Source organism: Streptomyces pseudoechinosporeus, from assembly GCF_054783935.1.
Map to the genome: position 1 here is coordinate 801,288 of NZ_BAAGPS010000009.1, position 22,385 is coordinate 823,672.

At 69.4% G+C, this 22,385-nt stretch carries 20 protein-coding genes and 1 pseudogene; 12 read left to right on the forward strand and 9 right to left on the reverse strand.

Annotated features, from left to right (window positions below; all coding sequences use genetic code 11):
* Positions 1–270 precede the first annotated feature (270 nt).
* Both ACYVO6_RS15015 and ACYVO6_RS15020 read right to left on the reverse strand, forming a co-directional pair.
* On the reverse strand, positions 271–2,061 hold the full coding sequence (locus tag ACYVO6_RS15015) for an ABC transporter ATP-binding protein (protein ID WP_461061283.1): 1,791 nt from the start codon (positions 2,059–2,061) through the stop codon (positions 271–273).
* Positions 2,058–3,857, reverse strand: a complete 1,800-nt coding sequence (locus tag ACYVO6_RS15020; protein WP_461061285.1) for an ABC transporter transmembrane domain-containing protein — start codon at positions 3,855–3,857, stop codon at positions 2,058–2,060. The genes ACYVO6_RS15015 and ACYVO6_RS15020 overlap by 4 nt, the downstream gene beginning before the upstream one ends.
* 187 nt (positions 3,858–4,044) lie before the next feature.
* On the opposite strand from ACYVO6_RS15020, the gene ACYVO6_RS15025 reads away from it, so the two are divergent.
* From ACYVO6_RS15025 to ACYVO6_RS15035, 3 genes are all read left to right on the forward strand, one after another.
* Positions 4,045–4,788: a hypothetical protein gene (locus ACYVO6_RS15025; RefSeq protein ID WP_461061407.1), complete on the forward strand. Its 744-nt coding sequence runs from the start codon at positions 4,045–4,047 to the stop codon at positions 4,786–4,788.
* Between the two features lie 58 nt (positions 4,789–4,846).
* Entirely contained in the window at positions 4,847–6,472 is a 1,626-nt protein-coding gene (locus tag ACYVO6_RS15030) for a peptide-N4-asparagine amidase (RefSeq protein WP_461061287.1), read from the forward strand.
* Positions 6,473–6,617: 145 nt separating this feature from the next.
* Positions 6,618–8,030 carry a cation:dicarboxylate symporter family transporter gene (locus tag ACYVO6_RS15035; protein ID WP_461061289.1) on the forward strand — a complete coding sequence of 471 codons (1,413 nt, stop codon included), beginning with the start codon at positions 6,618–6,620 and terminating at the stop codon, positions 8,028–8,030.
* A gap of 61 nt (positions 8,031–8,091) precedes the next feature.
* Here the strand turns inward: ACYVO6_RS15035 and ACYVO6_RS15040 are convergent, their stop codons facing one another.
* The gene (locus ACYVO6_RS15040) at positions 8,092–8,541 is read right to left on the reverse strand and encodes a MarR family winged helix-turn-helix transcriptional regulator (RefSeq protein WP_461061291.1); all 450 of its coding nucleotides are present in this window, start codon (positions 8,539–8,541) and stop codon (positions 8,092–8,094) included.
* Positions 8,542–8,636: 95 nt separating this feature from the next.
* Here ACYVO6_RS15040 and ACYVO6_RS15045 point away from each other — a divergent pair, with 95 nt between their 5' ends.
* Together ACYVO6_RS15045 and mltG are read left to right on the forward strand one after the other, a co-directional pair.
* Positions 8,637–10,436 (forward strand): ABC transporter ATP-binding protein, encoded by a 1,800-nt coding sequence (locus ACYVO6_RS15045; protein ID WP_461061293.1) that lies wholly within the window; start codon positions 8,637–8,639, stop codon positions 10,434–10,436.
* A 43-nt stretch (positions 10,437–10,479) separates the two neighbouring features.
* On the forward strand, positions 10,480–11,313 hold the full coding sequence (gene mltG / locus ACYVO6_RS15050) for an endolytic transglycosylase MltG (protein ID WP_461061295.1): 834 nt from the start codon (positions 10,480–10,482) through the stop codon (positions 11,311–11,313).
* Positions 11,314–11,331: 18 nt separating this feature from the next.
* On the opposite strand, the gene ACYVO6_RS15055 is transcribed toward mltG, so the two are convergent.
* The gene (locus tag ACYVO6_RS15055) at positions 11,332–12,426 is read right to left on the reverse strand and encodes an NAD(P)-binding domain-containing protein (protein WP_461061297.1); all 1,095 of its coding nucleotides are present in this window, start codon (positions 12,424–12,426) and stop codon (positions 11,332–11,334) included.
* A complete protein-coding gene (locus ACYVO6_RS15060; RefSeq protein ID WP_461061299.1) occupies positions 12,423–12,578 on the reverse strand; it encodes a putative leader peptide in 156 nt (51 codons plus the stop codon). Before ACYVO6_RS15060 ends, ACYVO6_RS15055 begins: the two co-directional genes overlap by 4 nt.
* 123 nt (positions 12,579–12,701) lie before the next feature.
* On the opposite strand from ACYVO6_RS15060, the gene ACYVO6_RS15065 reads away from it, so the two are divergent.
* Together ACYVO6_RS15065 and ACYVO6_RS15070 are read left to right on the forward strand one after the other, a co-directional pair.
* Positions 12,702–13,124 (forward strand): secondary thiamine-phosphate synthase enzyme YjbQ, encoded by a 423-nt coding sequence (locus ACYVO6_RS15065; RefSeq protein WP_461061301.1) that lies wholly within the window; start codon positions 12,702–12,704, stop codon positions 13,122–13,124.
* A 63-nt stretch (positions 13,125–13,187) separates the two neighbouring features.
* Positions 13,188–13,565, forward strand: coding sequence for a recombinase family protein (locus ACYVO6_RS15070; RefSeq protein ID WP_461061303.1), 378 nt, complete (start codon positions 13,188–13,190; stop codon positions 13,563–13,565).
* A 566-nt stretch (positions 13,566–14,131) separates the two neighbouring features.
* Here the strand turns inward: ACYVO6_RS15070 and ACYVO6_RS15075 are convergent.
* Both ACYVO6_RS15075 and pgm read right to left on the reverse strand, forming a co-directional pair.
* On the reverse strand, positions 14,132–15,247 hold the full coding sequence (locus tag ACYVO6_RS15075; RefSeq protein WP_461061305.1) for a glycosyltransferase: 1,116 nt from the start codon (positions 15,245–15,247) through the stop codon (positions 14,132–14,134).
* Positions 15,248–15,441: 194 nt separating this feature from the next.
* The gene (gene pgm, locus ACYVO6_RS15080; RefSeq protein ID WP_461061307.1) at positions 15,442–17,082 is read right to left on the reverse strand and encodes a phosphoglucomutase (alpha-D-glucose-1,6-bisphosphate-dependent); all 1,641 of its coding nucleotides are present in this window, start codon (positions 17,080–17,082) and stop codon (positions 15,442–15,444) included.
* A gap of 242 nt (positions 17,083–17,324) precedes the next feature.
* Here pgm and ACYVO6_RS15085 point away from each other — a divergent pair, with 242 nt between their 5' ends.
* Positions 17,325–17,492, forward strand: coding sequence for a class I SAM-dependent methyltransferase (locus ACYVO6_RS15085; RefSeq protein WP_461061309.1), 168 nt, complete (start codon positions 17,325–17,327; stop codon positions 17,490–17,492).
* Positions 17,493–17,602: 110 nt separating this feature from the next.
* Here the strand turns inward: ACYVO6_RS15085 and ACYVO6_RS15090 are convergent, their stop codons facing one another.
* Positions 17,603–17,878: a hypothetical protein gene (locus tag ACYVO6_RS15090; protein ID WP_461061310.1), complete on the reverse strand. Its 276-nt coding sequence runs from the start codon at positions 17,876–17,878 to the stop codon at positions 17,603–17,605.
* Positions 17,879–18,380: 502 nt separating this feature from the next.
* Here ACYVO6_RS15090 and ACYVO6_RS15095 point away from each other — a divergent pair.
* The 4 genes from ACYVO6_RS15095 to ACYVO6_RS15110 all read left to right on the forward strand — a co-directional run bounded on the left by ACYVO6_RS15095 (position 18,381) and on the right by ACYVO6_RS15110 (position 21,116).
* Complete coding sequence (locus tag ACYVO6_RS15095) at positions 18,381–18,605, forward strand: hypothetical protein (protein ID WP_461061312.1); 225 nt, start codon at positions 18,381–18,383, stop codon at positions 18,603–18,605.
* Positions 18,606–18,613: 8 nt separating this feature from the next.
* The gene (locus ACYVO6_RS15100) at positions 18,614–19,096 is read left to right on the forward strand and encodes a hypothetical protein (RefSeq protein ID WP_461061314.1); all 483 of its coding nucleotides are present in this window, start codon (positions 18,614–18,616) and stop codon (positions 19,094–19,096) included.
* 91 nt (positions 19,097–19,187) lie between these two features.
* Positions 19,188–20,150, forward strand: coding sequence for a threonine ammonia-lyase (locus tag ACYVO6_RS15105; protein WP_461061316.1), 963 nt, complete (start codon positions 19,188–19,190; stop codon positions 20,148–20,150).
* Between the two features lie 180 nt (positions 20,151–20,330).
* The gene (locus ACYVO6_RS15110) at positions 20,331–21,116 is read left to right on the forward strand and encodes a DUF5995 family protein (protein ID WP_461061318.1); all 786 of its coding nucleotides are present in this window, start codon (positions 20,331–20,333) and stop codon (positions 21,114–21,116) included.
* 28 nt (positions 21,117–21,144) lie between these two features.
* Here ACYVO6_RS15110 and ACYVO6_RS15115 read toward each other — a convergent pair.
* Positions 21,145–22,372, reverse strand: a pseudogene (locus ACYVO6_RS15115) (IS3 family transposase).
* Positions 22,373–22,385 lie beyond the last annotated feature (13 nt).

Below are 22,385 nucleotides of genomic sequence, written 5' to 3' on the forward strand. Positions count from 1 at the left end.
CTCCAGGTGATGCGGGCCGGCCCGCTGCCACCGCGTTCGGCGGCAGCAGCGCGGGCCGCTGGGCTCAGGCCTCGCTCACACGGCACCGGGTGGTGCCTGTGCGCTCCCCGAGCCCGTGCCGATATCCAGACTTCCACCCCTGGTCGACACACCGCAACGCCACGGAGCCGACCACCGGCCGAGCCCGCCCGCACGCGAGGGCACGGGCCCCGGTACGGCCGCGGCGCCGGTCCGCCCGAACGCGGGCGGACCGGGCACCGGCGCGCCGACTCACCCGTGCCAGGACCGCCACAGCGCGGCGTACGCGCCGTCGGCGGTGACCAACTGGTCGTGGCTGCCGAGTTCGCTGATGCGGCCGTTCTCGACGACGGCGATGACGTCGGCGTCGTGGGCTGTGTGCAGCCGGTGGGCGATGGCGACCACGGTGCGGCCGTCGAGGACGCGGGCCAGGGAGCGTTCCAGGTGGCGGGCGGCACGTGGGTCGAGGAGCGAGGTGGCCTCGTCCAGGACCAGCGTGTGCGGATCGGCGAGCACCAGCCTGGCCAGCGCGATCTGCTGGGCCTGGGCCGGGGTGAGGCCAAGGCCGCCCGAGCCGACCTCGGTGTCCAGACCGTCGTCCAGCGCCCGTGCCCAGCCCCCGGCGTCGACAGCGCCGAGGGCCGCCCACAGTTCGGCGTCATCGGCGTCCGTACGGGCGAGGAGCAGGTTGTCGCGCAGGGACCCCACGAACACGTGGTGTTCCTGGTTGACCAGCGCCACATGGGAGCGGACGCGCTCGGCGGACATCCCGGACAGTTCGGCGCCGCCCAGGGTGATGTGGCCGACGCGGGGCGCGTAGATCCCGGCGAGCAGCCTGCCCAGCGTGGACTTGCCCGCACCGGACGGGCCGACCAGCGCCAGCCGGGTGCCCGGCGCGACCTCCAGCGAGACCTTGCGCAGGACGTCGACGCCTTCCCGGTAGCCGAAGTGCACGCGGTCGGCGCGCACCTCGCGCCCGTCCGGGTCCAGCGACCCGTCACCGGCGTCCGGCTCGATGTCGCGGACGCCGACCAGCCGGGCCAGCGAGACATGGGCCACCTGCAGCTCGTCGTACCAGCGCAGGATCAGGCCCACCGGGTCGACGAGCATCTGCGCGATGAGCGCGCCCGTCGTCAGCTGGCCGACCCCGATCCAGCCCTGGAGCACGAAGAAACCGCCGATCATCAGGACCGAACCGAGGACCGTGACATGCGTGATGTTGATGACCGGGAAGAGCACCGTACGCAGCCACAGGGTGTACCGCTCCCAGGCGGTCCACTCCTCGACCCGCTGGTCCGACAGGTCGATGCGGCGCTGCCCCAGACGGTGGGCCTCGACGGTGCGCCCGGCATCCACCGTCTCGGCGAGGACGGCGGCCACGGCGGCGTAACCGGCGGCCTCGGAGCGGTAGGCCGACGGCGCGCGCTTGAAGTACCAGCGGCAGCCTGCCACCAGGAGCGGGACGGCGATCAGCACGGCGGGCGCGAGCGGCGGCGCGGTCACGGCGAGCCCGCCGAGCAGCAGCACCACCCACACCACACCGATGGCCAGTTGGGGCACGGCCTCACGCATGGCATTGGCGAGCCGGTCGATGTCCGTCGTGATCCGGGACAGCAGATCGCCCGTGCCGGCCCGCTCCAGGACACCCGGCGGCAGCCCCACCGACCGGACGAGGAAGTCCTCGCGCAGGTCGGCCAGCATGCGCTCGCCGAGCATGGCGCCACGCAGCCGCACCTGACGTACGAAAACGGCCTGGACGACCAGCGCGAGGACGAAGATCGCGATGGTGCGTTCCAGATGGAGTTCGCGCGCTGCTGTGGCGCTGTCGGAGACGCGCTCGATGAGCGAGCCCAGCAGATAGGGGCCCACCATCGAGGCGACGACGGCGACCGTGTTGACGGTGATGAGCAGCAGGAAGGCCCGGCGGTGCCGTTGGAACAGTTCGGCCACGTAGGCGCGTACGGTCGCGGGGGCGCCGACGGGCAGGGTGTTCGCCGTCGTCGGGGCCGCCGGGTCGTAGGCCGGTGGCGCCACGCCGATCATGCGGTCTCCTCGATCTCTTCGAGTGCTTCCAGGTGGTCCATGTCGCGTGCGGCGGACTCGTCGTCGGTCTCACGGGTCACCACGGCCCGGTACCGGGGTTCGCTGTGCACCAGTTCGCGGTGCACGCCGACCGCGGCGACCTCGCCCTCATGGACGAGCACGACCCGGTCCGCGTGGTCCAGGAGCAGCGGGGACGAGGTGAAGACCACCGTCGTACGCCCCTGTCGCAGGGACCGGATGCCGTCGGCGATCCGTGCCTCGGTGTGCGAGTCGACTGCGGACGTCGGCTCGTCCAGGACGAGCACCTCCGGGTCCGTGACCAGGGACCGCGCCAGCGCGAGGCGTTGGCGCTGGCCGCCCGACAGAGAGCGACCGCGTTCGGTGATCCGGGCGTCCATCGGGTTCTCGGCGTCCAGCGATCCCTGGGCGAGCGCGTCCAGGACGTCACCGCACTGCGCGGCGGTCAGCGCGTCCTCGGCACTGACGTCGCCCGAGGCGGGCACGTCGAGCAGTTCGCGAAGGCTTCCGGACAGCAGCACCGGGTCCTTGTCCTGGACGAGGACAGCCGTGCGGGCGGAGTCGAGCGGCAGCTCGTCCAGCGGTACGCCGCCGAGGAACGCGGACGGCTGTTCCGAGGAGGCCGCGGCGTGCCCGCCGAGCCGCTCGGCCAGCACACCGGACGCGTCCGGGTCACCGCACACCACGGCGGTGAGCCGGCCGGCCGGAGCGAGCACACCTGTCGCGGGGTCGTACAGATCCCCGGTCGGCGCGACCGCCTCGCGCGAGCCGTTGCTGTCCATCGCCCGCTCCAGCGCCAGTACCCGGGCCGCACGTTTCGCGGACGGCCGGGAGAAGGAGTACGCCATCGCGATCTCCACGAAGTGGTGCAGGGGATACGACATGATCATGACGGCGCTGTACACGGTGACCATCTCGCCGACGGTGATCCGGCCCTCGCGGGCCAGGTTCACGCCGTGCCAGACGACCGCGATCAGCAGCAGACCGGGCAGCAGCACCTGGACCGCGGCGATCAGCGACCACATCCTGGCGCTTCGGACCGCGGCGTGGCGTACCTCCTGCGAGGCCCTGCGGTACCGGTCCAGGAACAATTCCTCGCCACCGATGCCGCGCAGCACGCGCAGACCCGCGACCGTGTCCGAGGCCAGCTCGGTGGCGCGCCCCGCCTTCTCCCGCTGGAAGTCGGCACGCCTGGTGGCGCGCGGTAGCAACGGCAGCACCGCCAGCGCCAGGACGGGCACGCCCACGGCGACGACGATCCCGAGCGCGGGCTCGTACACGACCAGGGCGACGCAGACGAGGACGATGGTCACGGCGGCCGCGGTGAACCGCGACACGGCCTCCACGAACCAGCCGATCTTCTCCACGTCGCCCGTGGACACGGCGACCACTTCACCGGCCGCCACACGCCGCGTCAGCGCGGAGCCCAACTGGGCGGTCCTGCGGGCCAGTAGCTGCTGGACGCGGGCCGCCGCGGTGATCCAGTTGGTGATCGCGGTCCGGTGCAGCATGGTGTCGCCCACCGCGATACCGAGCCCGCACAGCGTGATCAGGCCACCCGCAAGGGCCAGCCGTGAGCCGGAGCGGTCCACGACGGCCTGCACGGCGAAGCCGACACAGAAAGGCAGCCCGGACACGGAGAGGAAGTGCAGCAGTCCCCAGGCCAGGGACTTCAGTTGTCCGCCCAGTTGATTCCGGCCGAGCCACACCAGGAATCGAGGCCCCGAGCGCGCGTCCGGCACACCCGGGTCGGGATACGGAAGGTCTTGAATCTGCATGACGTCCCAGGGGCTCGTAGAACGGGGTGGGGGAGGCAACAAACCGTGAAAGGTTCGCGTCACAGAGTGTCCGAAGGCAAACGATTTTCCGACGCCTGGCAAAGATTCGGCCCGGACCGCCCGCATATGGCCGGGATACCCCGGTGCCGGGCGCAATCGTCCGGAACACGGTGCGACGATGGATCGCATGCGAATGGGCGGTGCGATGCGTACGACAGTTGCGGCCGCGGTCTGTGGTGCTCTGCTCATGTCCCTGACGGCCTGCGGCGGTTCGGACGGCGGAAGCGGTGGCGAGAGCGATGCGCAGTCGAGCGACCGGCCGCGGCAGGCCCAGGCGCGCACCGTCGACCTCAAGCGCATCCCCGATGTCGGGGACAGGCTGCGGAAGCAGATTCCGGCCAACTCTCGCCAGGTCGTGGCGGTCTACGGCGAGGGCGAGAACTCGGCGGACTCCAGGATCGTCCTCTACACCAAGTCCGGTTCCACCTGGGACCAGACGCGCAGCTGGCAGGGGCACAACGGCAAGAAGGGCTGGACCACCGACCACCGCGAGGGCGACAACCGCAGTCCTGTCGGCGTGTTCACGCTCAGCGACGCGGGCGGTGTCCTCCCCGACCCGGGTGCCAAGCTCCCGTACACGCGGTCCGCGGGCTTCCAGGCCCCGCGCTACTGGGCCAAGTCGCATTGGCACGACTTCGACTACGTCATCGCCATCGACTACAACCGCGTCAAGGGCACCTCGCCCAACGACCCGACCCGCCCCCAGGGCCAGTCCAAGGGCGGCAGCATCTGGCTGCACATGGATCACGGCAGCGGTACGTCGGCCTGTGTGAGCCTGTCCAAGTCGGGCATGGAGTATCTCCTGCGCACCCTCGACCCGGCCAAGCACCCGGTCGTGGTGATGGGCGACAAGGCGAACCTCAAGGCCTGACGAACGTTGGCCCGAGGGCTCATTGCGGGCAGCGCCAACTCCCCGTAGAACACCGGCCATGAGAAGACGGATCATCATGTCCATGCTCGCCGGGGTGACCCTCGTGGCGAGCACCCTCCTCGGCGCGGCCCCCGCACCGGCTGCCCCATCCCACGCCCCCGCCGCCGATTCCGCCACCCCGCCCGCCGAGTTCGGCACCGACTGGCACGACCCCCTGACCGCCGCCCCGCCCGTCACCACACCCGACGACGCGAAGTCCTGCGACATCACGGTTGCCGAAGCTCAGTTCCGCGACTTCACGCCGTACAAGGGCACGTACACACCCCCGCGCGGCTGCGGTGACCGATGGAGCAAGGTCGTGCTGCGGCTCGACGGTGCGGTCAAGGGACGGCAGTTCGACCGGCTCGGCTATCTGCACATCGGCGGAGTCGAGGTCTTCCGCACCTCCACCCCGCAGCCCTCGCCGGACGGCATCGAGTGGTCGGTGGAGAAGGACGTCACGCGTTACAGCGACACGTTCCGGCAGAGCCAGGACGTCGAGATGCTCATCGGGAACGTCGTCGACGACACGTACACGGGCATCATCGACGTCAAGGTGACGCTGACCTTCTACGAGGGCAGGCCCGCGGCCACCACCCCCGACCGCGTCCTCACCCTCCGGGACGGCACCCTCACCACGCCCCGCAACAGCGAACGCATCGTCGCCGAGGTGTACGCCACGGGATCCGGCGGCGGCTGCGAGGAGTACTGGTATCTGACGGTGCCCGATGCCGCTCCGTACTCCTGCAAGGCGGGCGACGGCCCCTACCGCGAGGTGCAGATCAAGGTCGACGGCCAACTGGCGGGCATCGCCACGCCGTTCCCGACCGTGTGGACCGGCGGCTGGTCCAATCCCTTCCTCTGGTACGTGATTCCGGGGCCCCGCGCCTTCGACATCAAGCCCATCGAGTACGACCTGACACCCTTCGCGGGGCTGCTCAACGACGGCCGTCCGCACCGGATCGAGGTCTCGATGGTCGGTGTTCCGGAGGGGCAGCCCGGCTGGAGCGCCCCGGTGAACGTCCTCGTCCAGCAGGATGCCAAGAGCAGGCAGGTGACCGGAAAGCTGACCGGGCACAAGGCGGGCGACCTCGCCAACTCCTCGACATACGTGCCCGGTTCGGAGCACCGGCTGGACACCGAGGCCGGTCACCGGCTGACCGTGTCCGGTTACGTCGACACCTCGCACGGCCGCGTGACGACCACCGTCAGCCGCAAGCTGGCCAACAAATCCGTGCACCGGTGGACCGATGGCGAGAACAGCGACGCCCTGAAAGCGACCTGGACCGACGACGAGACGATCACCGTCGACGGGCGCGGACCTGCCAAGTCGACCCGTACGCATCGCACGTACACGATGGACGGCACCACGACGCTCGGCGCCGGGGACCGGCTGCGGACCGTCATGTCGCTGGGGGACCGGGCCGTGATCCTGGAGACGCGGGGAGGCCGCCGCACCGCCTGGTCCCGGCTCGACGACAGCTATGCGGGCGACGCGACGTATACGGCGAATGTGCCGCGCGACCAGCGGCATGCGGTCGGCACGACGAGCGAGCGCTACCGGATGTACGGCTCGGACGGTTGCTATGACCGGAGCCTGATCACCGTGCAGGGGACGCTCACCGAGGATCGAGACGGCTGCTGAGAACAGAGCCTGTGTGACGTGTCACACCCTCCATCATTTACATGGACGTGACACGGGCGTTGTCAGCGGTAGCAAACTCCCCCGATAGTGATCGACGCGGAAGCACTTTTCCGCATCCCAGAAGTCCCGTTCGGAGGAGTGCCCCGTGCCGCCGTCTGTACCGTCCCCTACGCGACGCGTCGCACGCATACTGCGTACCTCATTGTTCGCGCAGGTCGCCGTCGCCCTTGTGCTCGGAATCGTCGTCGGAAGGTTGTGGCCGGACACGGCCACAACCTTCCAGCCGCTCGGCGACGGTTTCATCCGGCTCATCAAAACGGTGATCTCGCCACTCGTGTTCTGCGTGGTCGTCGTCGGCATCGCCAAAGCCGGCAACCTCAAGGCCTTCGGGCGGATCGGGCTCAAGGCCCTGATCTGGTTCGAGGTCGCCTCTACGGCCGCGTTGATCATCGGCTTGGTCGCCGCCAACGTGGTCAGCCCCGGCTCCGGCATGAACGTCGACCCGTCGCAGCTCGACACCTCGGCGGTCGACGACAAGACCGCGGGCGGTTCACTGCCGTCGACCACCGAGTTCATCCTGGAGGCGCTGCCGCAGAGCGCGATCGGCGCCTTCGCCGAGAACTCGCTGCTTCAAGTGCTGGTGCTGGCCTGCCTGGTGGGTGCCGCGCTGCTGCACCTCGGCCACACCAAGGTTCCCAATATCCTGCCGGCCATCGAGCAGGCCCAGGAGGTCATCTTCGCGATCGTCGGCTTCGTGATGAAGCTGGCGCCGCTCGCCGTGTTCGGCGCGATGGTCCACCTGGTGGGGGAGTACGGCCTCGGGGTGATGAAGACGTACGGCAAGCTCATCATCCTCTGCTACGCCGTCGCCGCGATCTTCCTCGTGCTGCTCGCCGTCGCGCTGAAGCTGGTCACCGGGCTCAGCCTGTGGAAGTTCGTGCGCTACACACGCGAGGAGATGCTGCTCGCGCTCGGCACCGCCTCCAGCGAGTCCGTCCTGCCGCGCATGATGCAGAAGCTGCGCCAGGCGGGCGCCCGCGACGACGCCGTGGGCCTGGTGCTGCCCACCGGCTATTCGTTCAACCTCGACGGCGCCTCCATCTACCTCTCCATCGGCACGCTGTTCATCGCACAGGCCGTCGGGGTGGACCTCAGCCTGAGCCAGCAGATCACCGTGGTCCTGGTCCTCATGCTGACCAGCAAGGGCATGGCCGGCATTCCCGGTTCGGCCTTCCTCGCCCTGTCGGCGACCGCCTCCTCGCTCGGTGCCATCCCCGCCGGGGCTGTGGCCCTGCTGCTCGGCGTCGACCGCATCATGGACTCGATGCGCGTCGTCACCAACCTGCTCGGCAACTGCGTCGCCGTGTTCGCGGTGTCGAAGTGGGAGGGGGCGCTCGACACGGAGCGGGCCAAGAAGATGCTCGACGGTGAGATCGCGTTCGTGGAGGAAGAGGAGGCCGACGAGGACACGTCGAAGACGGAGGCGCCCGCTTCCGAGGACACCGCTTCCGAAGGCACGGCTTCGGAAGGCGCCGAGGTCAAGACGCCAGCCAAGTAGCCCGCAGGCGAAGCGAGTTGAAAGACGGGGGCCGGCGTACCGCACGCCGGGCCCCGTTCTGTCAGTCCTCCAACGCGCCCATCCCGTCGACCAGCGTGTCCAGCAGCCCTCCGAGCACCTTGCGCTGCTCGTCCGTCAGGGGGGCCAGGATGTCCTCCGCCGCGGCCCGGCGCGCGCCGCGCAGCTCGCGCAGTGCCCGGCGCCCGCCGTCCGTGAGCTCGATCCGTATCACCCGGCGATTGGTCGGGTCGGGTACACGACGCACCTTGCCGCTCGCCTCCAGACCGTCGACCAGCGTCGTCACGGCCCGGGGAACCACTTCCAGGCGCTCGGCCAGATCGGTCATACGCGGCGGCGAACTGTAGGGCGCGAGGGTACGCAACAGTCGTGACTGGGCCGGAGTGATACCGAGCCCGCGCTGCTCCAGATGACGCTTCTGGATGCGGTGCACACGACGGGTCAACCGCAGCAGCTGCTCGGCGAGCACGCCGTCGGCGTCGGGGGTGTTCATAGCGGGAACAATATCAGGACGTTGTTCATTGTGAGTATAGGTAACAATGAGCTACGCTCCCTCAGATATCGTCCTCGCACACACCGTAGGAGCCCATGCCCCGCGACGAAATCACCTGGACACCGCCACCTGTCGAGCCCGGACAACCGCGGCAGGTGCGCCGCATCCTGAAGCTCTTCCATCCCTACCGCGGCCGGCTCGCCGTCGTCGGTCTGCTCGTCGGCGCCGCATCGCTGGTCTCGGTCGCCACGCCCTTCATGCTGAAGGAGGTCCTCGACACCGCGATCCCGCAGGGCCGCACCGGCCTGCTGAGCCTGCTCGCGCTCGGGATGATCCTCAGCGCCGTACTCACCAGCGTCTTCGGCGTGCTGCAGACCCTCATCTCCACGACGGTCGGGCAGCGCGTCATGCACGACCTGCGTACGGCCGTCTACGACCGGCTGCAGCGCATGTCGCTCGCCTTCTTCACCAGAACGCGCACGGGCGAGGTCCAGTCGCGTATCGCGAACGACATCGGCGGCATGCAGGCCACGGTCACCTCGACAGCCACTTCACTGGTCTCCAACCTCACCAGCGTCGTCGCCACGATCGTCGCGATGGTCGCCCTGGACTGGCGGCTGACCGTCGTCTCGCTGCTTCTGCTGCCCCTGTTCGTATGGATCAGCCGCAGGGTCGGCAACGAACGCAAGAAGATCACCACCCAGCGGCAGAAGCAGATGGCCGTGATGGCCGCCACGGTCACCGAATCGCTCTCCGTCGGCGGCATCCTGCTCGGCCGCACGATGGGCCGCACCGACTCGCTCACCCGGTCCTTCGCGGACGAGTCCGAGGGTCTCGTCGACCTCGAGGTGCGGTCGAACATGGCGGGGCGCTGGCGCATGGCCGTCATCTCGATCGTCATGGCCGCGATGCCCGCCGTCATCTACTGGACCGCGGGCCTGGCGCTTCAGTTCGGCGGACCCGCCGTCTCCATCGGCACGCTCGTCGCCTTCGTCTCGCTCCAGCAGGGCCTGTTCCGGCCGACCGTCAGCCTGCTGTCCACCGGTGTGCAGATCCAGGCCTCGCTCGCCCTGTTCCAGCGCATCTTCGAGTACCTCGACCTGCCCATCGACATCACCGAGCCCGAGCGCCCGGTGCACATCGACCAGGTCAAGGGCGAAGTCCGCTTCGAGGACGTCGAGTTCCGCTACGACGACAAGAGCGCACCGATACTGGACGGCATCGACATCACCGTCCCCGCGGGCGGCAGCCTCGCCGTCGTCGGCGCCACCGGTGCCGGCAAGTCCACGCTCAGTTATCTCGTGCCACGGCTGTACGACGTGACCGGTGGCCGCGTCATGCTCGACGGGGTCGACGTACGGGACCTGGACTTCGATACGCTCGCGCGCGCGGTCGGCGTCGTCTCCCAGGAGACGTACCTCTTCCATGCCTCCGTCGCCGACAATCTGCGCTTCGCCAAGCCGGACGCCACCGACGAGGAGCTGCACGCCGCCGCGCAGGCCGCCCAGATCCACGACCACATCGCGTCCCTGCCAGACGGGTACGACACGATGGTGGGCGAACGCGGACATCGCTTCTCCGGCGGCGAGAAGCAGCGCCTCGCCATCGCCCGCACCATCCTGCGCGACCCGCCTGTACTGATCCTCGACGAGGCGACCAGCGCCCTGGACACCCGCACCGAGCGCGCCGTGCAAGAGGCCATCGACGCCCTCTCGGCCAACCGGACCACGCTCACCATCGCCCACCGGCTGTCCACCATTCGGGGCGCCGACCAGATCGTGGTCCTGGACTCCGGGCGCCCGGTCGAACGTGGCACGCACGAGGAGCTGTTGGAGCGCGAGGGCCGTTACGCCGCTCTGGTCCGCCGGGACGCCCAACTGGAGCCAACAAGATGAAGATATGCCGGGTTTGCCCTCTTGCGCGGGTTAGCGTGCCCGCATGCAGACCCACACTCCGCCACGGAGAACGATTCGACTGACGCGCCGGGGCCGGATCGCCCTCATCGCGACCGGCGCCTTCGTGGCGGCCACCGCCGTGGCGGTGCCGCTGCTGAGCACTGACGAGGCCGAGGGGCCGGGGCCCCTGGTAATCCCGGAGGGCTGGCGCGCCGGCCAGGTGTACAAGGCCGTCGACAAGGCCCTCGCCCTGCCCGCGGGCACCACCAAGAAATCCCTGGACACGGCCCGTCTGGGGCTCCCCGAGGACGCGAACGGCAATCCCGAGGGCTACCTCTTTCCGGCCACGTATCCGATCGACGAGAAGTCGACTCCGGCGTCCCTGCTCTCGTACATGGTCAATACGGCGAACAAGAAGTTCAGCGGCGGCACGGTCACGGCCGGGGCCGAGCAGAACGCGATGAACGTCTATCAGACGGTCACCGTCGCGAGCATGGTCCAGGCCGAGGCGGCCACCAAGGCGGACATGGGCAAGGTGGCGCGCGTCATCTACAACCGCCTCGCCCGCGGTATGCCGCTCCAGATGGACTCAACGATCAACTACGCGCTGAACCGCACCACACTCCGCACCAGCGAGAGCGACACGAAACTCAACAGCCCGTACAACACGTACCAGCGGATGGGCCTGCCGCCCACGCCGATCGCCAACCCCGGTGAGGCCGCGATGCGTGCCGCGGTCAGTCCGACGCAGGGCGACTGGCTGTACTTCGTCACCGTCAAGCCGGGCGACACCCGCTTCACAGCCGACTACGAGCAACACAAGAAGAACCTCGCGGAGTTCAACCGCCACCGCCAGAGCGCGTCCGCGTCCCGCTGAGCCGTGGCCCAGCGGACCTCACGCGGCGACCGGCACTTCCGCCAGCAGCCGGCGGATGTCCCGTACCGCTGAGCGCCCGGCACGGTTGGCGCCGATCGTGCTGGCCGACGGCCCGTACCCCACCAGATGGACGCGCGGATCGGCGACCGCACGCGTCCCCTCGACCCGGATGCCGCCGCCCGGCTCCCGCAGCCGCAGGGGTGCCAGATGGTCGATCGCCGCGCGGAAACCGGTCGCCCACAGGATGACGTCGGCGTCCACGCGACGCCCGTCGTCCCATTCCACGCCGTCCGGAGTGATCCGGTCGAACATCGGCAGCCGGTCCAGGACGCCGTCATCGATCGCCCGCCGGATCGTGTCGTTGAGCGGCAGCCCCGTCACCGACACGACGCTCTGGGGCGGAAGTCCCTGCCGGACCCGTTCCTCGACGAGTGCGACCGCGGCCCGCCCCGTGCCCTCGTCGAAGGGCCCCTCGTGGAAGACCGGCGGTCGCCGCGTCACCCACGTGGTCTCGGCCGCGTACGGCGCGATCTCCATCAGATGCTGCGTGCCGGAGGTGCCGCCGCCCACGACGACGACCCGCTGCCCGGCGAACTCCTCGGGACCGGGGTACTGAGCCGTGTGCAACTGCCGCCCCCGGAAGGTCTCCTGGCCCGGATAGCGGGGCCAGAACGGCCGGTCCCAGGTGCCCGTCGCATTGACCAGCGCCCGCGTCGACCAGGTCCCCGCCGAGGCCTCCACGAGCAGGCGCCCCCGGTCGCCCTCACGCACGGTCCGTACGTCGACGGGCCGCCGTACGCGCAGGTCGAAGGCGCGCTCGTAATTGTCGAAGTACTCCGCGATGACCTCGGAGGACGGGCGGGCCGGGTCCGCGTCCGTCAGTTCCATGCCGGGCAGCGAATGCATCCCGTGCACCTTGCCGTACGTGAGCGAGGGCCACCGGAACTGCCATGCGCCGCCCGGCTGCGGCGCGTGGTCCAGCACCACGAAGTCCCGCTCCGGCTCGAAGCCGGTGCGCCGCAGGTGGTAGGCGCTGGACAGTCCGGCCTGCCCAGCGCCGATGACGACCACGTCGACTTCTCGTGCCGCGTCTTGTACCCCGATTTCGTTCACGCTTCTACTAACTCGGCCGGGAGTCCGGATCTTCCCGTCAGCGCCCGCTCGCGACAAACAGCGGCACGCCTTCCCGGGCGGCGACAGGCGGCGGAGGCCACCCGCAGCAGGTCGATGTGACCGCGCGTGGTGAGCAGGGCTGAACGCAACATGCCGCCGGAAGTAGCCAGATGGACCGTGCACGGTCAGCGGCGTCTCGCGCAATGGACGGCGCGTATCACCTGTCAGGCGACCGACCCGGGCGCGGAACCCGGCCGATGCGCCAGGATTGACCCATGTCCGATGCCTTCACCACCCGCGTACTGAACGTCGCCACCGGCTCCTCGGAGAGGATCGTCGACCTCACCCATGAGTGCGAGGCCTTCCTCGGGGAGGCGGCAGGCGACCGCGACGGCCTGCTGAACATTTTCGTGCCGCACGCCACCGCCGGAGTCGCGATCATCGAGACCGGAGCCGGCAGCGACGACGACCTCCTCGCCGCCCTCCACACCCTGCTCCCCGCCGACGACCGCTGGCAGCACCGCCACGGCAGCCCCGGCCACGGCCGCGACCACGTACTCCCCGCGCTCGTGCCTCCGCACGCCACGCTGCCGGTCCTGAGGGGCCGTCTGGAGTTGGGGACCTGGCAGTCGGTGTGCCTGGTCGACACCAACATCTCTAATACCAACCGTCATGTGCGGTTGAGCTTCCTGGGGTGAGCAAGATCGTCCTGGGGATGGCCGTCAAATCTCCTTACGCTGCGTGCGGAACAGGAGAAGACGATGCCCACCATCAGATGGGACGAGATCGAGCGACCCTACGACGGATGTGGAAAATGCCTGCTGGGAGTACGCCGGCTGTCGCGCATGAAGGCGGCCACGTCGTCCCCTGAGCGCCAGCGTGACGACGTCCTCACCGCTGCGGAAGCGGTCGGCGGCCACATCATCGGCTGGGCCGATGACTGGGAGGTCTCGGGAGCTACCGATCCCCTGACGCGGCCCAAACTCGGGCCGTGGCTCCGCGACGAGCGCGGCCCCTACGACGGACTGGTCGCGGCTGCCGTCGACCGGCTGGGCCGCAATGTCGTCGACTGCCTGAACACGGGCTCTTGGACGCGGTGGTGGAGGCGTGGTTCCTGGAAACATTCGGGGACGGCATGATCGTTGAGACGGTCTATGACCCGGGCAACGGGGTACCGGAGCGCATCGCCGAACTTCAGGCAAGCCGCGAGAGACTCCGCGCGGATCGACAGGCGGGTCTGTACGACTCTCCGGACGACGCGGAGTGGTTTCGCAAGCAGTACACGGCCATGGGCAGGAGTTGGCCGACTTGGAGCTTGAGCCACAGCGGCCTCCAGGCATGGTCCAACGGCCAACCGGTGAGACCGTCGCGGACCGTTGGTATGGGGCCATGGACGTTCAGGCACGTAAGGAGATCTTGCTCGACTTCGGGGTGCGCGTCACCGTGTTCCCGGTCAGCACACTGGTTCGTTGGGTTCTGGGGGTCGTGCACGGGCCGGAGCGTGATCCGCTCAGCGCTGAGTAGCAGAGCAGCCCATCCGCCTAACACGAGAACCCCGGCACGGCCAAGTCGGCAGGTTCAACTGAACCTTGGGCCCACGATTCTCGATTGCGAGGAGGGTGGGCGTGACCGAAGTGCCTTTGAAATCGGTCGTTGGTCAGCACCTCTGTTACCTCGGCCGTGAGAGCGGCCGAGGCTTCTACACCTACGACGTCTGGAGGCGGCGGGTCTCCGGCGAGGTCGCAGAGCGGTAGAAGTCGAGGTGGTCGTGGGCTGCGGTGTCCCAGGTGTGGCGGGCGGCGAGGAAGCGTCCGGCGGTTCGCCGGTCGGGGTCGTCGGCCGTGAGGGCGTGGCCGAGTTGGATGGCCAACTCGTCGGGTGTGGTGGCGAAGCGCGCCGCGGGGCCGAAGACCTCGCGCAGGACGGGAAGGTCCCGTACGACGAGCGGGACGCCCGCGGCGAGGGCCTCCATCGCGGCCAGGCCGAAGCCTTCCTTGACCGAGGGGAAGGCGAAGCCATCGGCGGCGGCGACCAGTGACGGCAGGTCGTCCTCGGCGACCTGGCCCAAGTACCACCGGCTCGACGGCGAGTTCGATCGCCCGGGTCTCCCAGCGGGCGCGGTAGTCGCGGTAGTCGAAGAGGGTCTCGCCGCCCGCGACCACCAGCCGTACGTCCGGGTGTGCGGAGCGCAGGAGGGCGTACGCCTCCAGCAGGTCCAGGGAGCCCTTGCGGGGTTCGATGCCGCCGACGGTGAGGACGTAACGGCCCAGACGTGCACGCCAGTTCGCGCGGGCAGCCGGATCGGTGGTGGCGAAACGGCCGTATGCCACTCCGTTGGGGATGACTGCCGCCTTGATGCCCCAGCCGTCGGCGAGCTCCGTGGCGACGGCTGCCGACACGCAGATGTGGGCGTACGGCTCGATGATGGCGCGCTCGTGGCAGGCGGCCAGTTCGGGGTGGTGAAGTGGTCGATGTGGTGGACCGTACGGATGCAGCGGCCGCCCACAGCGTTGGCGCTGATGCAGTCCTGGGCGTGGACGACGTCGTACACCGCCACAAAGGGCTCGAAGGCTTCGCCCAGGACGGCGATGGAGCGCAGGATCCGCTCGCCGACCGTCTCACCGTCCGGGCCGTCCGAGAAGGGGACGATCCGCAGTCGTACGGCGGGGTCGACCTGGCGGAAGAAGCCCGCGTCGCCGCCGCGACCCAGCGTCCACACCGTGACGTCCTGTCCGGTTGCGGCGAGCGCCTCGGCGAGGGCGAGGGTGTGGACGACGCCGCCACGCGGCTTGGTGGAGTAACTCAGCAAGGCGATCTTCACGACGGGGTCTCCCGGTACGCGGTGGGGCGCCGTTCGTCGAGGTGGCGCAGGATGCGGCGGGCGCGGTCGGTCTCCTCGGCGACGTCGATCTCGGCGACCGCGAGGCCGGCCTTGGCCCAGGTGCGGGCGAGGATGTCGCCGCCGGGCCCGACGACCTTGGGCTGGCCAGCGCCGTCACCACGGTCTCGTCCGCGTCAGGCGCCCAGCGCCGAGAGCACCACGGACCTGGCCTCCTCCTGGACTCGGCGCAGATGGTCCGGGCCGAGGAAGGACTCCGCGTAGATCTTGTAGACGTCCTCGGTGCCCGAAGGGCGGGCCGCGAACCAGGCGTTGGCGGTGGCGACCTTGATCCCGCCGAGGGCGGCGCCGTTGCCGGGGGCCTCGGTGAGCACCGTGGTGACCGGCTCGCCGGCGAGGGTGTCGGCGGTGACCTGGCGCGGGGACAACTTGGCGAGCAGTGCCTTCTCCTCGCGGGAGGCCGGGGCGTCGACGCGCGCGTAGGCGGGGGCGCCGAAGCGGTCGGTGAGCTGCGCGTAGTGCTCCGAGGGCGTCTTGTCGGTGACGGCCGCGATCTCGGAGGCGAGCAGGGCCAGGGTGATGCCGTCCTTGTCGGTGGTCCACACCGAGCCGTCGCGGCGCAGGAAGGACGCGCCCGCCGACTCCTCGCCGCCGAAGCCGAGTGTTCCGTCGGACAGGCCGTCCACGAACCACTTGAATCCGACCGGGACTTCGACCAGCGGCCGGCCGACGTCCGCCGCGACCCGGTCGATCATGCTGGACGACACCAGGGTCTTGCCGATCCCGGCGCCCGCGGGCCACTGCTCGCGGTGGGAGAACAGGTACGAAATCGCCACGGCGAGATAGTGGTTGGGGTTCATCAGGCCCGCGTCCGGGGTGACGATGCCGTGCCGGTCGGCGTCGGCGTCGTTGCCGGTGGCGATGTCGAAGCGGTCACGCTGCTCGATGAGCGAGGCCATGGCGTACGGCGAGGAGCAGTCCATGCGGATCTTGCCGTCCCAGTCGAGCGTCATGAAGCGCCAGGTGGGGTCGGTCAGCGGATTGACCACCGTCAGATCGAGCCCGTGCTGTTCGGCGATCCGGCCCCAGTAGGCGACCGAGGCGCCGCCCAGCGGATCGGCGCCTATGCGCACGCCGGCGGCCCGGATCGCTTCCAGGTTCAGCACGTTCGGCAGGTCGGCCACATAGGCGCCGAGGAAGTCGTGGCGGCCGGTGCCGGGTGCGGCCAGGGCGCGGGTATAGGGGATGCGCCGTACGTCCTTCAGGCCGCCGGTGATGATCTCGTTGGCGCGGTCCTGGATCCAGGAGGTCGCCTCGGAACCGGCGGGGCCGCCGCTCGGCGGGTTGTACTTGAAGCCGCCGTCGGCGGGCGGGTTGTGTGAGGGGGTGACCACCACGCCGTCGGCGAGGCTGGACGTGCGGTTCCGGTTGTGGGTGAGGATGGCGTGCGAGACGGCCGGGGTGGGCGTGTAGCCGTCGGCCTGGTCGATGAGGACGGTCACGTCGTTGGCGGCGAACACCTCCAGTGCCGTGATCCGGGCGGGCTCGGACAGGGCGTGGGTGTCGGCGCCGAGGAAGAGGGGGCCGTCGGTGCCCTGGGCGGCGCGGTACTCGCAGATGGCCTGGCTGGTGGCCGCGATGTGGTCCTCGTTGAACGCCGCCACGAGGGACGAGCCGCGGTGTCCCGAGGTGCCGAACGCCACCCGTTGCCCGGGCTCGGCGGGGTCGGGGTGCAGCGCGTAGTACGCCGTGACCAGGCGGGCCACATCGATGAGGTCCTCGGGCCCGGCGACCTGCCCCGCTCGCGCGTTCTGCATTTTCCCGCTCCTCCGCAAGGGTCGACCGTTGGGTACAGCCCTCATTCTCCCCGGCCTGCCCGCCGGGACGCGCACCGGGCGGCCGTTGCGGCACGCCTCCGGCGGGTGGGACGAGGCAGGTCGGCGGACGGAAGGGACACCGACGTGAGGCGTGAGGGCCAACGGCCGCTCGCCGCCGTGCTGTTCGACGCGCTGGGCCCCGACTACCAGAAGCCGTTCGCCCATGCCCCGCGCACCTGTCCGTGCTGGAGTGGCTGATCGAGTGGCTGCCGCCCGCCGCGCGGACGCTGGACGTGGGAAGCGGCACCGGGCGGCCCACGGAGGCCGCGCTCATCGAGGCAGGGCACTCGGTGCTGGGCGTCGACGTCTCCCCGGGCATGGTCGAACTCACCGCCCGTCGTACGCCGTGATGCTGGCGGAGCTGCCTCTGAAGGGGCCGCATCGGGCGACCGCGTGAGCGTATGAAGCCGGTCGTTCAGACGTTGAGCGCCCACCGTGATCTACCGGCCGTTGCCTGCTGTTAGTCGGGGTACAGCACAACGAATACGGCCGTCGCCCAGCCGAAGGCCAGAAGGGACGCGCCCCACCAGTGCATCGGAACGGCAAACATGGTGTGTTCGCGGCCGTACCGGTTGAGGTGGCGTCCCCAAAACCAGAGCACCAGGCACGCGGCGGATCCGCCGATCAGTGGCCCCCAGTTGGGGCCGGGGCCCGTGAGGCCGCCGATGGTCATCCCGATCACGAGGATCGGGAACGTCAACCAACCCAAGCCGCTCCAGGTGATGGTGAAGATCATTTGAGCCTCCCAGTTGTCCGGACCGCTCACGGGCTTACTTGCAGGTCTCCCGACGGTCCCTCGACCCGCGAATCGCGTCGGATCGCCGCGAAGAGATCGACCGTGGACTTTGTCCGCATCGACGCCCCCTCCAGGACGGTTGTTACGGGTCCGGATTGTCTCTCGCGGTTGCGGGGAGGGGTCCCGGAAGCGCGCCCCTTCCCGTCGGCCGCAGTGTCGAGTTGGAGCACCACAACCCGGCAACTCATCCGGACAGGCGGTTGACCCGGTAGCGGCTCGGGGACCCCGGAGGCGTCTGGTCTCGGAGTGGCCATGGCCATCCTGCGCGAAGCCGTCCAGACGGCTAACCTCCTCGTCCAGCAGCTGTCGGACTATGTCGCGGCCAGGAAAATGCCGGGCCACGGCAGCTGACCGCTGTGCCGGATACCTTCGGGCGTTTCGGATGCGGGAGACTGCCGGAGAGCCTGGAGGTTGCACCTGTGCAGATCGACTTGAGTGCGGTATGAGTGCGGTACGGGAGACGGTGCGGGAACTTGCCGAACGGCTGGATGAACTCGACGGAACGGTGGTGGACGAAGCGCCGACGCGTGCTGGATCGCGCCAGCGCACGGAGGTGAGCCGCAGCCTGCAGTACCTTGCCCACCTCGGAGACAAGAGCTCCGTGGAAATCATGGACGTCTTCTATGCCTTCAGGCGCTGGGACAGGGACCGACCGGCCGGGAAGTGAGCCGCCGGATGAACCACGCCACCGAGATCCTGCTCCGCGACGTCACAGGCCGACTGGAACGGGCCATCGGCGAGCGGGACTGTCCGGCGATGGTCGCGCTGCAAGGAGACCGGACCCTGGTGCTCTCCGATTACGACTATCTGCGGGACGATCCGACCGCCCAAGCATTCGAATACCGCGCCGCGGACAAGGCACAGCAGATTCACGCCGTCCGCTTCGCCTTCGTCGTCCCGCAGGTGTGGCTCTTCGCCCAGGACGCCATTTATGGCCGGGCAGTCGCCAACCTACCCCTGAGGGAAGGCGAGCAGGAGCTCATTGCCTGGATGAGCTTCGACGCGGACGACGGGGTGGACTACAGCTATCTTCCGTACGGACGTCGCCCAAGTGGCGAGCCGGTCTTCGACGAACACACGGTGATCACCGTCGCGGTCCAGCCGTACGACGAGTATCCGGGCCGCCACCTGCTTCGAGCCCTGACACAAGACCGGTGAACCGATCGGCCCATGATGCCCCGGCTTTCCTGCCGAGCGCGAGGACCGTCGTCGGCGGTTGGCGACGCCGCAGTGCGGTACGTTGCTGGTCATGCTCACGACGCGTCTCGATCTTGCCCGGATCCGCGCGGCCCGCCGGGATATCGACCCGGTCTTTCTGGATACTCCGCTGTACCAGTGCGACGCGTTGGGACGCGAGCTCGGCTGCACGGTGAGCATCAAGCTGGAAACGGCGAACCCGGTGCGCAGCTTCAAGGCCCGCGGCACCGAACTTGTCGCCGGCCTGCTGACCGGCCAGGGCCGCACCGCCGCGGTGTGCGCCAGCGCCGGCAACCTCGGCCAGGCACTCGGCTGGTCCGGCCGCCGCCGTGGCCTGGACGTGACGGTCGTGGCATCCCGCGGGGCGCCCGCTGCCAAGCTCGCTCGGATCCGCGCGCTGGGTGCGGAGCTGGAGCTGGTCGACGGCGACTTCGAGATGGCCCGCGAACGGGCTGCGCGTATCGCTGAGCGGCGCGGCGTCCGGCTGGTCGAGGACAGCCTCGACATCGCGACCTGCGAGGGCGCGGCGACCATCGGCCTGGAACTGGCGAGCGGGGCGTCCTCCTTCGACGCTGTCCTGATCGCCCTGGGCGGCGGCGCGATGGCCACCGGCGTGGGCTACGTCCTGAAGACCCTTGCGCCGGACGTCGAGGTGATCTGCGTGCAGCCCCTCGGCGCACCCGCGATGACCCGCTCCTGGCACCAGCGCCGGGTCATCACCACCGACTCGATGGACACCATCGCCGACGGCGTCGCCGGCCGGTACCCCATCCCCGCCGTCCTGGACGACCTCCTGGCGGTGGCCGACGACGCCGTCCTGGTCCACGAGGCGTCCATCGTCACGGGCATGCGGCTGCTCCTGGAGCGCGCGGGCCTAATCGTCGAGCCCTCGGCGGCCCTCGGCGTCGCGGCCGTCCTGGAAGACCGTGACCGCTTCGCCGGCCGCCACGTGGCCACCATCATCTGCGGCAGCAACGTCGACCTGGACGCCTACCACCGCTGGGTCCGCACGTGAGCCGGCGAGACGGCAGGCGAGCCACCCAAACGTGAACGCCGCCAGCTCATCCACCAACTCTGACCCGGACGCCGCGGGGACCCTCCCCGGTGTGCGGTGGTAGGACGGGGCGGTGATCGGCACTGCGGACAGCAGCCAGAGTGCAGGCCGAACGAGGGGACCGCGAGAGGGGAGTGGGGCATGGCGGCAGAGAACATCGATGATGTCGTGGACGGGCTTGCCGGGATCGTGCGGGAGGCCGGCCGCGCCGGTGACCGGGTCGGGTACTTCGCGGCGCTGTACCGACAGGTGACCGTGGAGGTCCGCACGGCCATTCACGGTGGGCTGTTCGACGACGGCGCCCGGATGGACCGTTTCGACACGCACTTCGGCAACCGCTACTTCGACGCGTACGACGCCTGGCGTCGTGACCAGAGCGGGCCGCGTTGCTGGCGGAAGGCGTTCGGGCTGCTCGACGACGCCGACACCGTCATCGTCCAGCACCTGATACTCGGCGTGAACGCGCACATCAACCTCGACCTGGCCGTCGCCGCCGCGCGGACCAGCCCGGGCGAGGCCATCCACGCGTTGCGGCGCGACTTTCTGCTGATCAACGACATCCTTGCCCGGGTGGCGCTGGCGGTGCAGGACTCGGTCGGCGCCCTGTCGCCCCTCCTGTCGCTGCTGGATCAGGTCGGAGCCCGCACCGACGAGCGGATCCTCGACTTCAGTGTCCGTCAGTCCCGCGAGGAGGCGTGGTACAACGCCGTCCTGCTCGCCGGCCAGAACGAAGAGGAGCGCGAGGCCACCATCGAACGGCTCGACATCCGGGCTGCCGTGCTCGCACGGTTGATAGCCCGACCGGGCGGCCTGGTCCGGCCGGCCCTGCAGCTGATCCGGAGCACCGAGAGTGATGACGTGCCGGCCGTCATCACTCACCTGGACAACGCCATGGAGCGACCCTCCGCCCGGCAGGGGACGGGGTGAGTGAACCGCCCCGGGTTCGGTGGAGATCTCAGATTATGGTTGTGACCTGGAATTTCGTGGATTCCATGTAGTGATTGGCCTCGTACTCGACGGGCGGAACGTGGCCTGTCTCACCGTGGAGCCTGCGGTGGTTGTACCAGTCGAGCCTCCTCCAGCCTTCGGCCGGGGGTGCCCCGAGGCGGTGGCCAACTCGACCTGGGAGAGCGACTTCCAGGGCCGCTGCGGTTTGATCAACTCGGTTTTGTACAGGCCGATCGCCGATTCCATCAGGGCGTTGTCGTACGCATCTCCGACTGATCCGACACTCGCGGCGATGCCGTCCGCGTCGAGGTGTTCGGCGAGCCTGAACGATGTGTACTGGCTGTCGGCATCGGAGTGATGGATCAGCTGCCCGGGAGTGTGCGGGCGGTCCTCACGGTCACACTGCCGCAGGGCCATCTCCAGTGCATCCAGGACGAGTTGGGTCTCCTTGGAGGTGGAGGCGGACCAGCCGACGATGCGCCGGGAGAAGGTGTCCACGACGAAGGCGACGTAGACGACCCCGCTCCAGGCGGCGACATGCGTGAAGTCGGCACCCCAACAGCGGTTCGGGGCACCGGCGACGAAGTCACGGTCGAGGAGATCCGGGGCTCGCTCGGCGGCCGGATCGGTGATCGTCGTGATCACCTTCCTGCCGCGGACGGCGCCGGTGATGCCGATCTCGCGCATGAGGCGCTCGACGGTGCAACGGGCCACGGCATACCCCTGCCGGTTCAGCTCGCGCCAGATCTTCCGGGCCCCGTAGACACGGTAGTTGGACGTGTAGACCTCCTGGATCAGCTCTCTGAGTTCCTCATCGCGCACGGAACGGGCAGAGGGAGTTTCGAGGCGTTTCTTGTGGGCGCAGTACGTGGAAGGGGCGATCTTGCAGTCGTGCCCGGTGAGCGTTCTGCAGATCGGCTCGACGCCGCCGAAGCGGTCCCGGTGCTCGTCGATGAACGCTACGAGCGAGTGTGTGGCCGGTCGAGCTCGGCCGCGAAGAAACTCGCCGCGGCCTTCAGGATCTCATTGGCCCGCTTCAGCTCGGCGTTCTCCTTCTTCAACGCCTTGAGCTGCGCGGACTCCTCCGTCGTCGTCCCCGGACGCGTCCCCGCGTCGATCTCGTGCTGCTTCACCCAGTTCCGCAGCGTCTCGTGGGAGCCGATGTCGAGCTTCTCCGCCACCGCCTGCAAGGCGGCCGTCTCGGTCGGACAGTCGTCGCGCACCTCGGCGACCATGCGCACCGCACGA

Coding starts and splice junctions, on each gene's coding strand:
- ACYVO6_RS15020 (WP_461061285.1), bottom strand. CDS start 3,857: ATGCAGATTCAAGACCTTCCGTATCCCGACCCGGGTGTGCCGGACGCG.
- ACYVO6_RS15030 (WP_461061287.1), top strand. CDS start 4,847: ATGAGAAGACGGATCATCATGTCCATGCTCGCCGGGGTGACCCTCGTG.
- mltG (WP_461061295.1), top strand. CDS start 10,480: ATGCAGACCCACACTCCGCCACGGAGAACGATTCGACTGACGCGCCGG.
- ACYVO6_RS15015 (WP_461061283.1), bottom strand. CDS start 2,061: ATGATCGGCGTGGCGCCACCGGCCTACGACCCGGCGGCCCCGACGACG.
- ACYVO6_RS15105 (WP_461061316.1), top strand. CDS start 19,188: ATGCTCACGACGCGTCTCGATCTTGCCCGGATCCGCGCGGCCCGCCGG.
- ACYVO6_RS15040 (WP_461061291.1), bottom strand. CDS start 8,541: ATGAACACCCCCGACGCCGACGGCGTGCTCGCCGAGCAGCTGCTGCGG.
- ACYVO6_RS15045 (WP_461061293.1), top strand. CDS start 8,637: ATGCCCCGCGACGAAATCACCTGGACACCGCCACCTGTCGAGCCCGGA.
- ACYVO6_RS15060 (WP_461061299.1), bottom strand. CDS start 12,578: ATGTTGCGTTCAGCCCTGCTCACCACGCGCGGTCACATCGACCTGCTG.
- ACYVO6_RS15065 (WP_461061301.1), top strand. CDS start 12,702: ATGTCCGATGCCTTCACCACCCGCGTACTGAACGTCGCCACCGGCTCC.
- ACYVO6_RS15095 (WP_461061312.1), top strand. CDS start 18,381: ATGAGTGCGGTACGGGAGACGGTGCGGGAACTTGCCGAACGGCTGGAT.
- pgm (WP_461061307.1), bottom strand. CDS start 17,082: ATGCAGAACGCGCGAGCGGGGCAGGTCGCCGGGCCCGAGGACCTCATC.
- ACYVO6_RS15025 (WP_461061407.1), top strand. CDS start 4,045: ATGCGAATGGGCGGTGCGATGCGTACGACAGTTGCGGCCGCGGTCTGT.
- ACYVO6_RS15090 (WP_461061310.1), bottom strand. CDS start 17,878: ATGATCTTCACCATCACCTGGAGCGGCTTGGGTTGGTTGACGTTCCCG.
- ACYVO6_RS15110 (WP_461061318.1), top strand. CDS start 20,331: ATGGCGGCAGAGAACATCGATGATGTCGTGGACGGGCTTGCCGGGATC.
- ACYVO6_RS15100 (WP_461061314.1), top strand. CDS start 18,614: ATGAACCACGCCACCGAGATCCTGCTCCGCGACGTCACAGGCCGACTG.
- ACYVO6_RS15070 (WP_461061303.1), top strand. CDS start 13,188: ATGCCCACCATCAGATGGGACGAGATCGAGCGACCCTACGACGGATGT.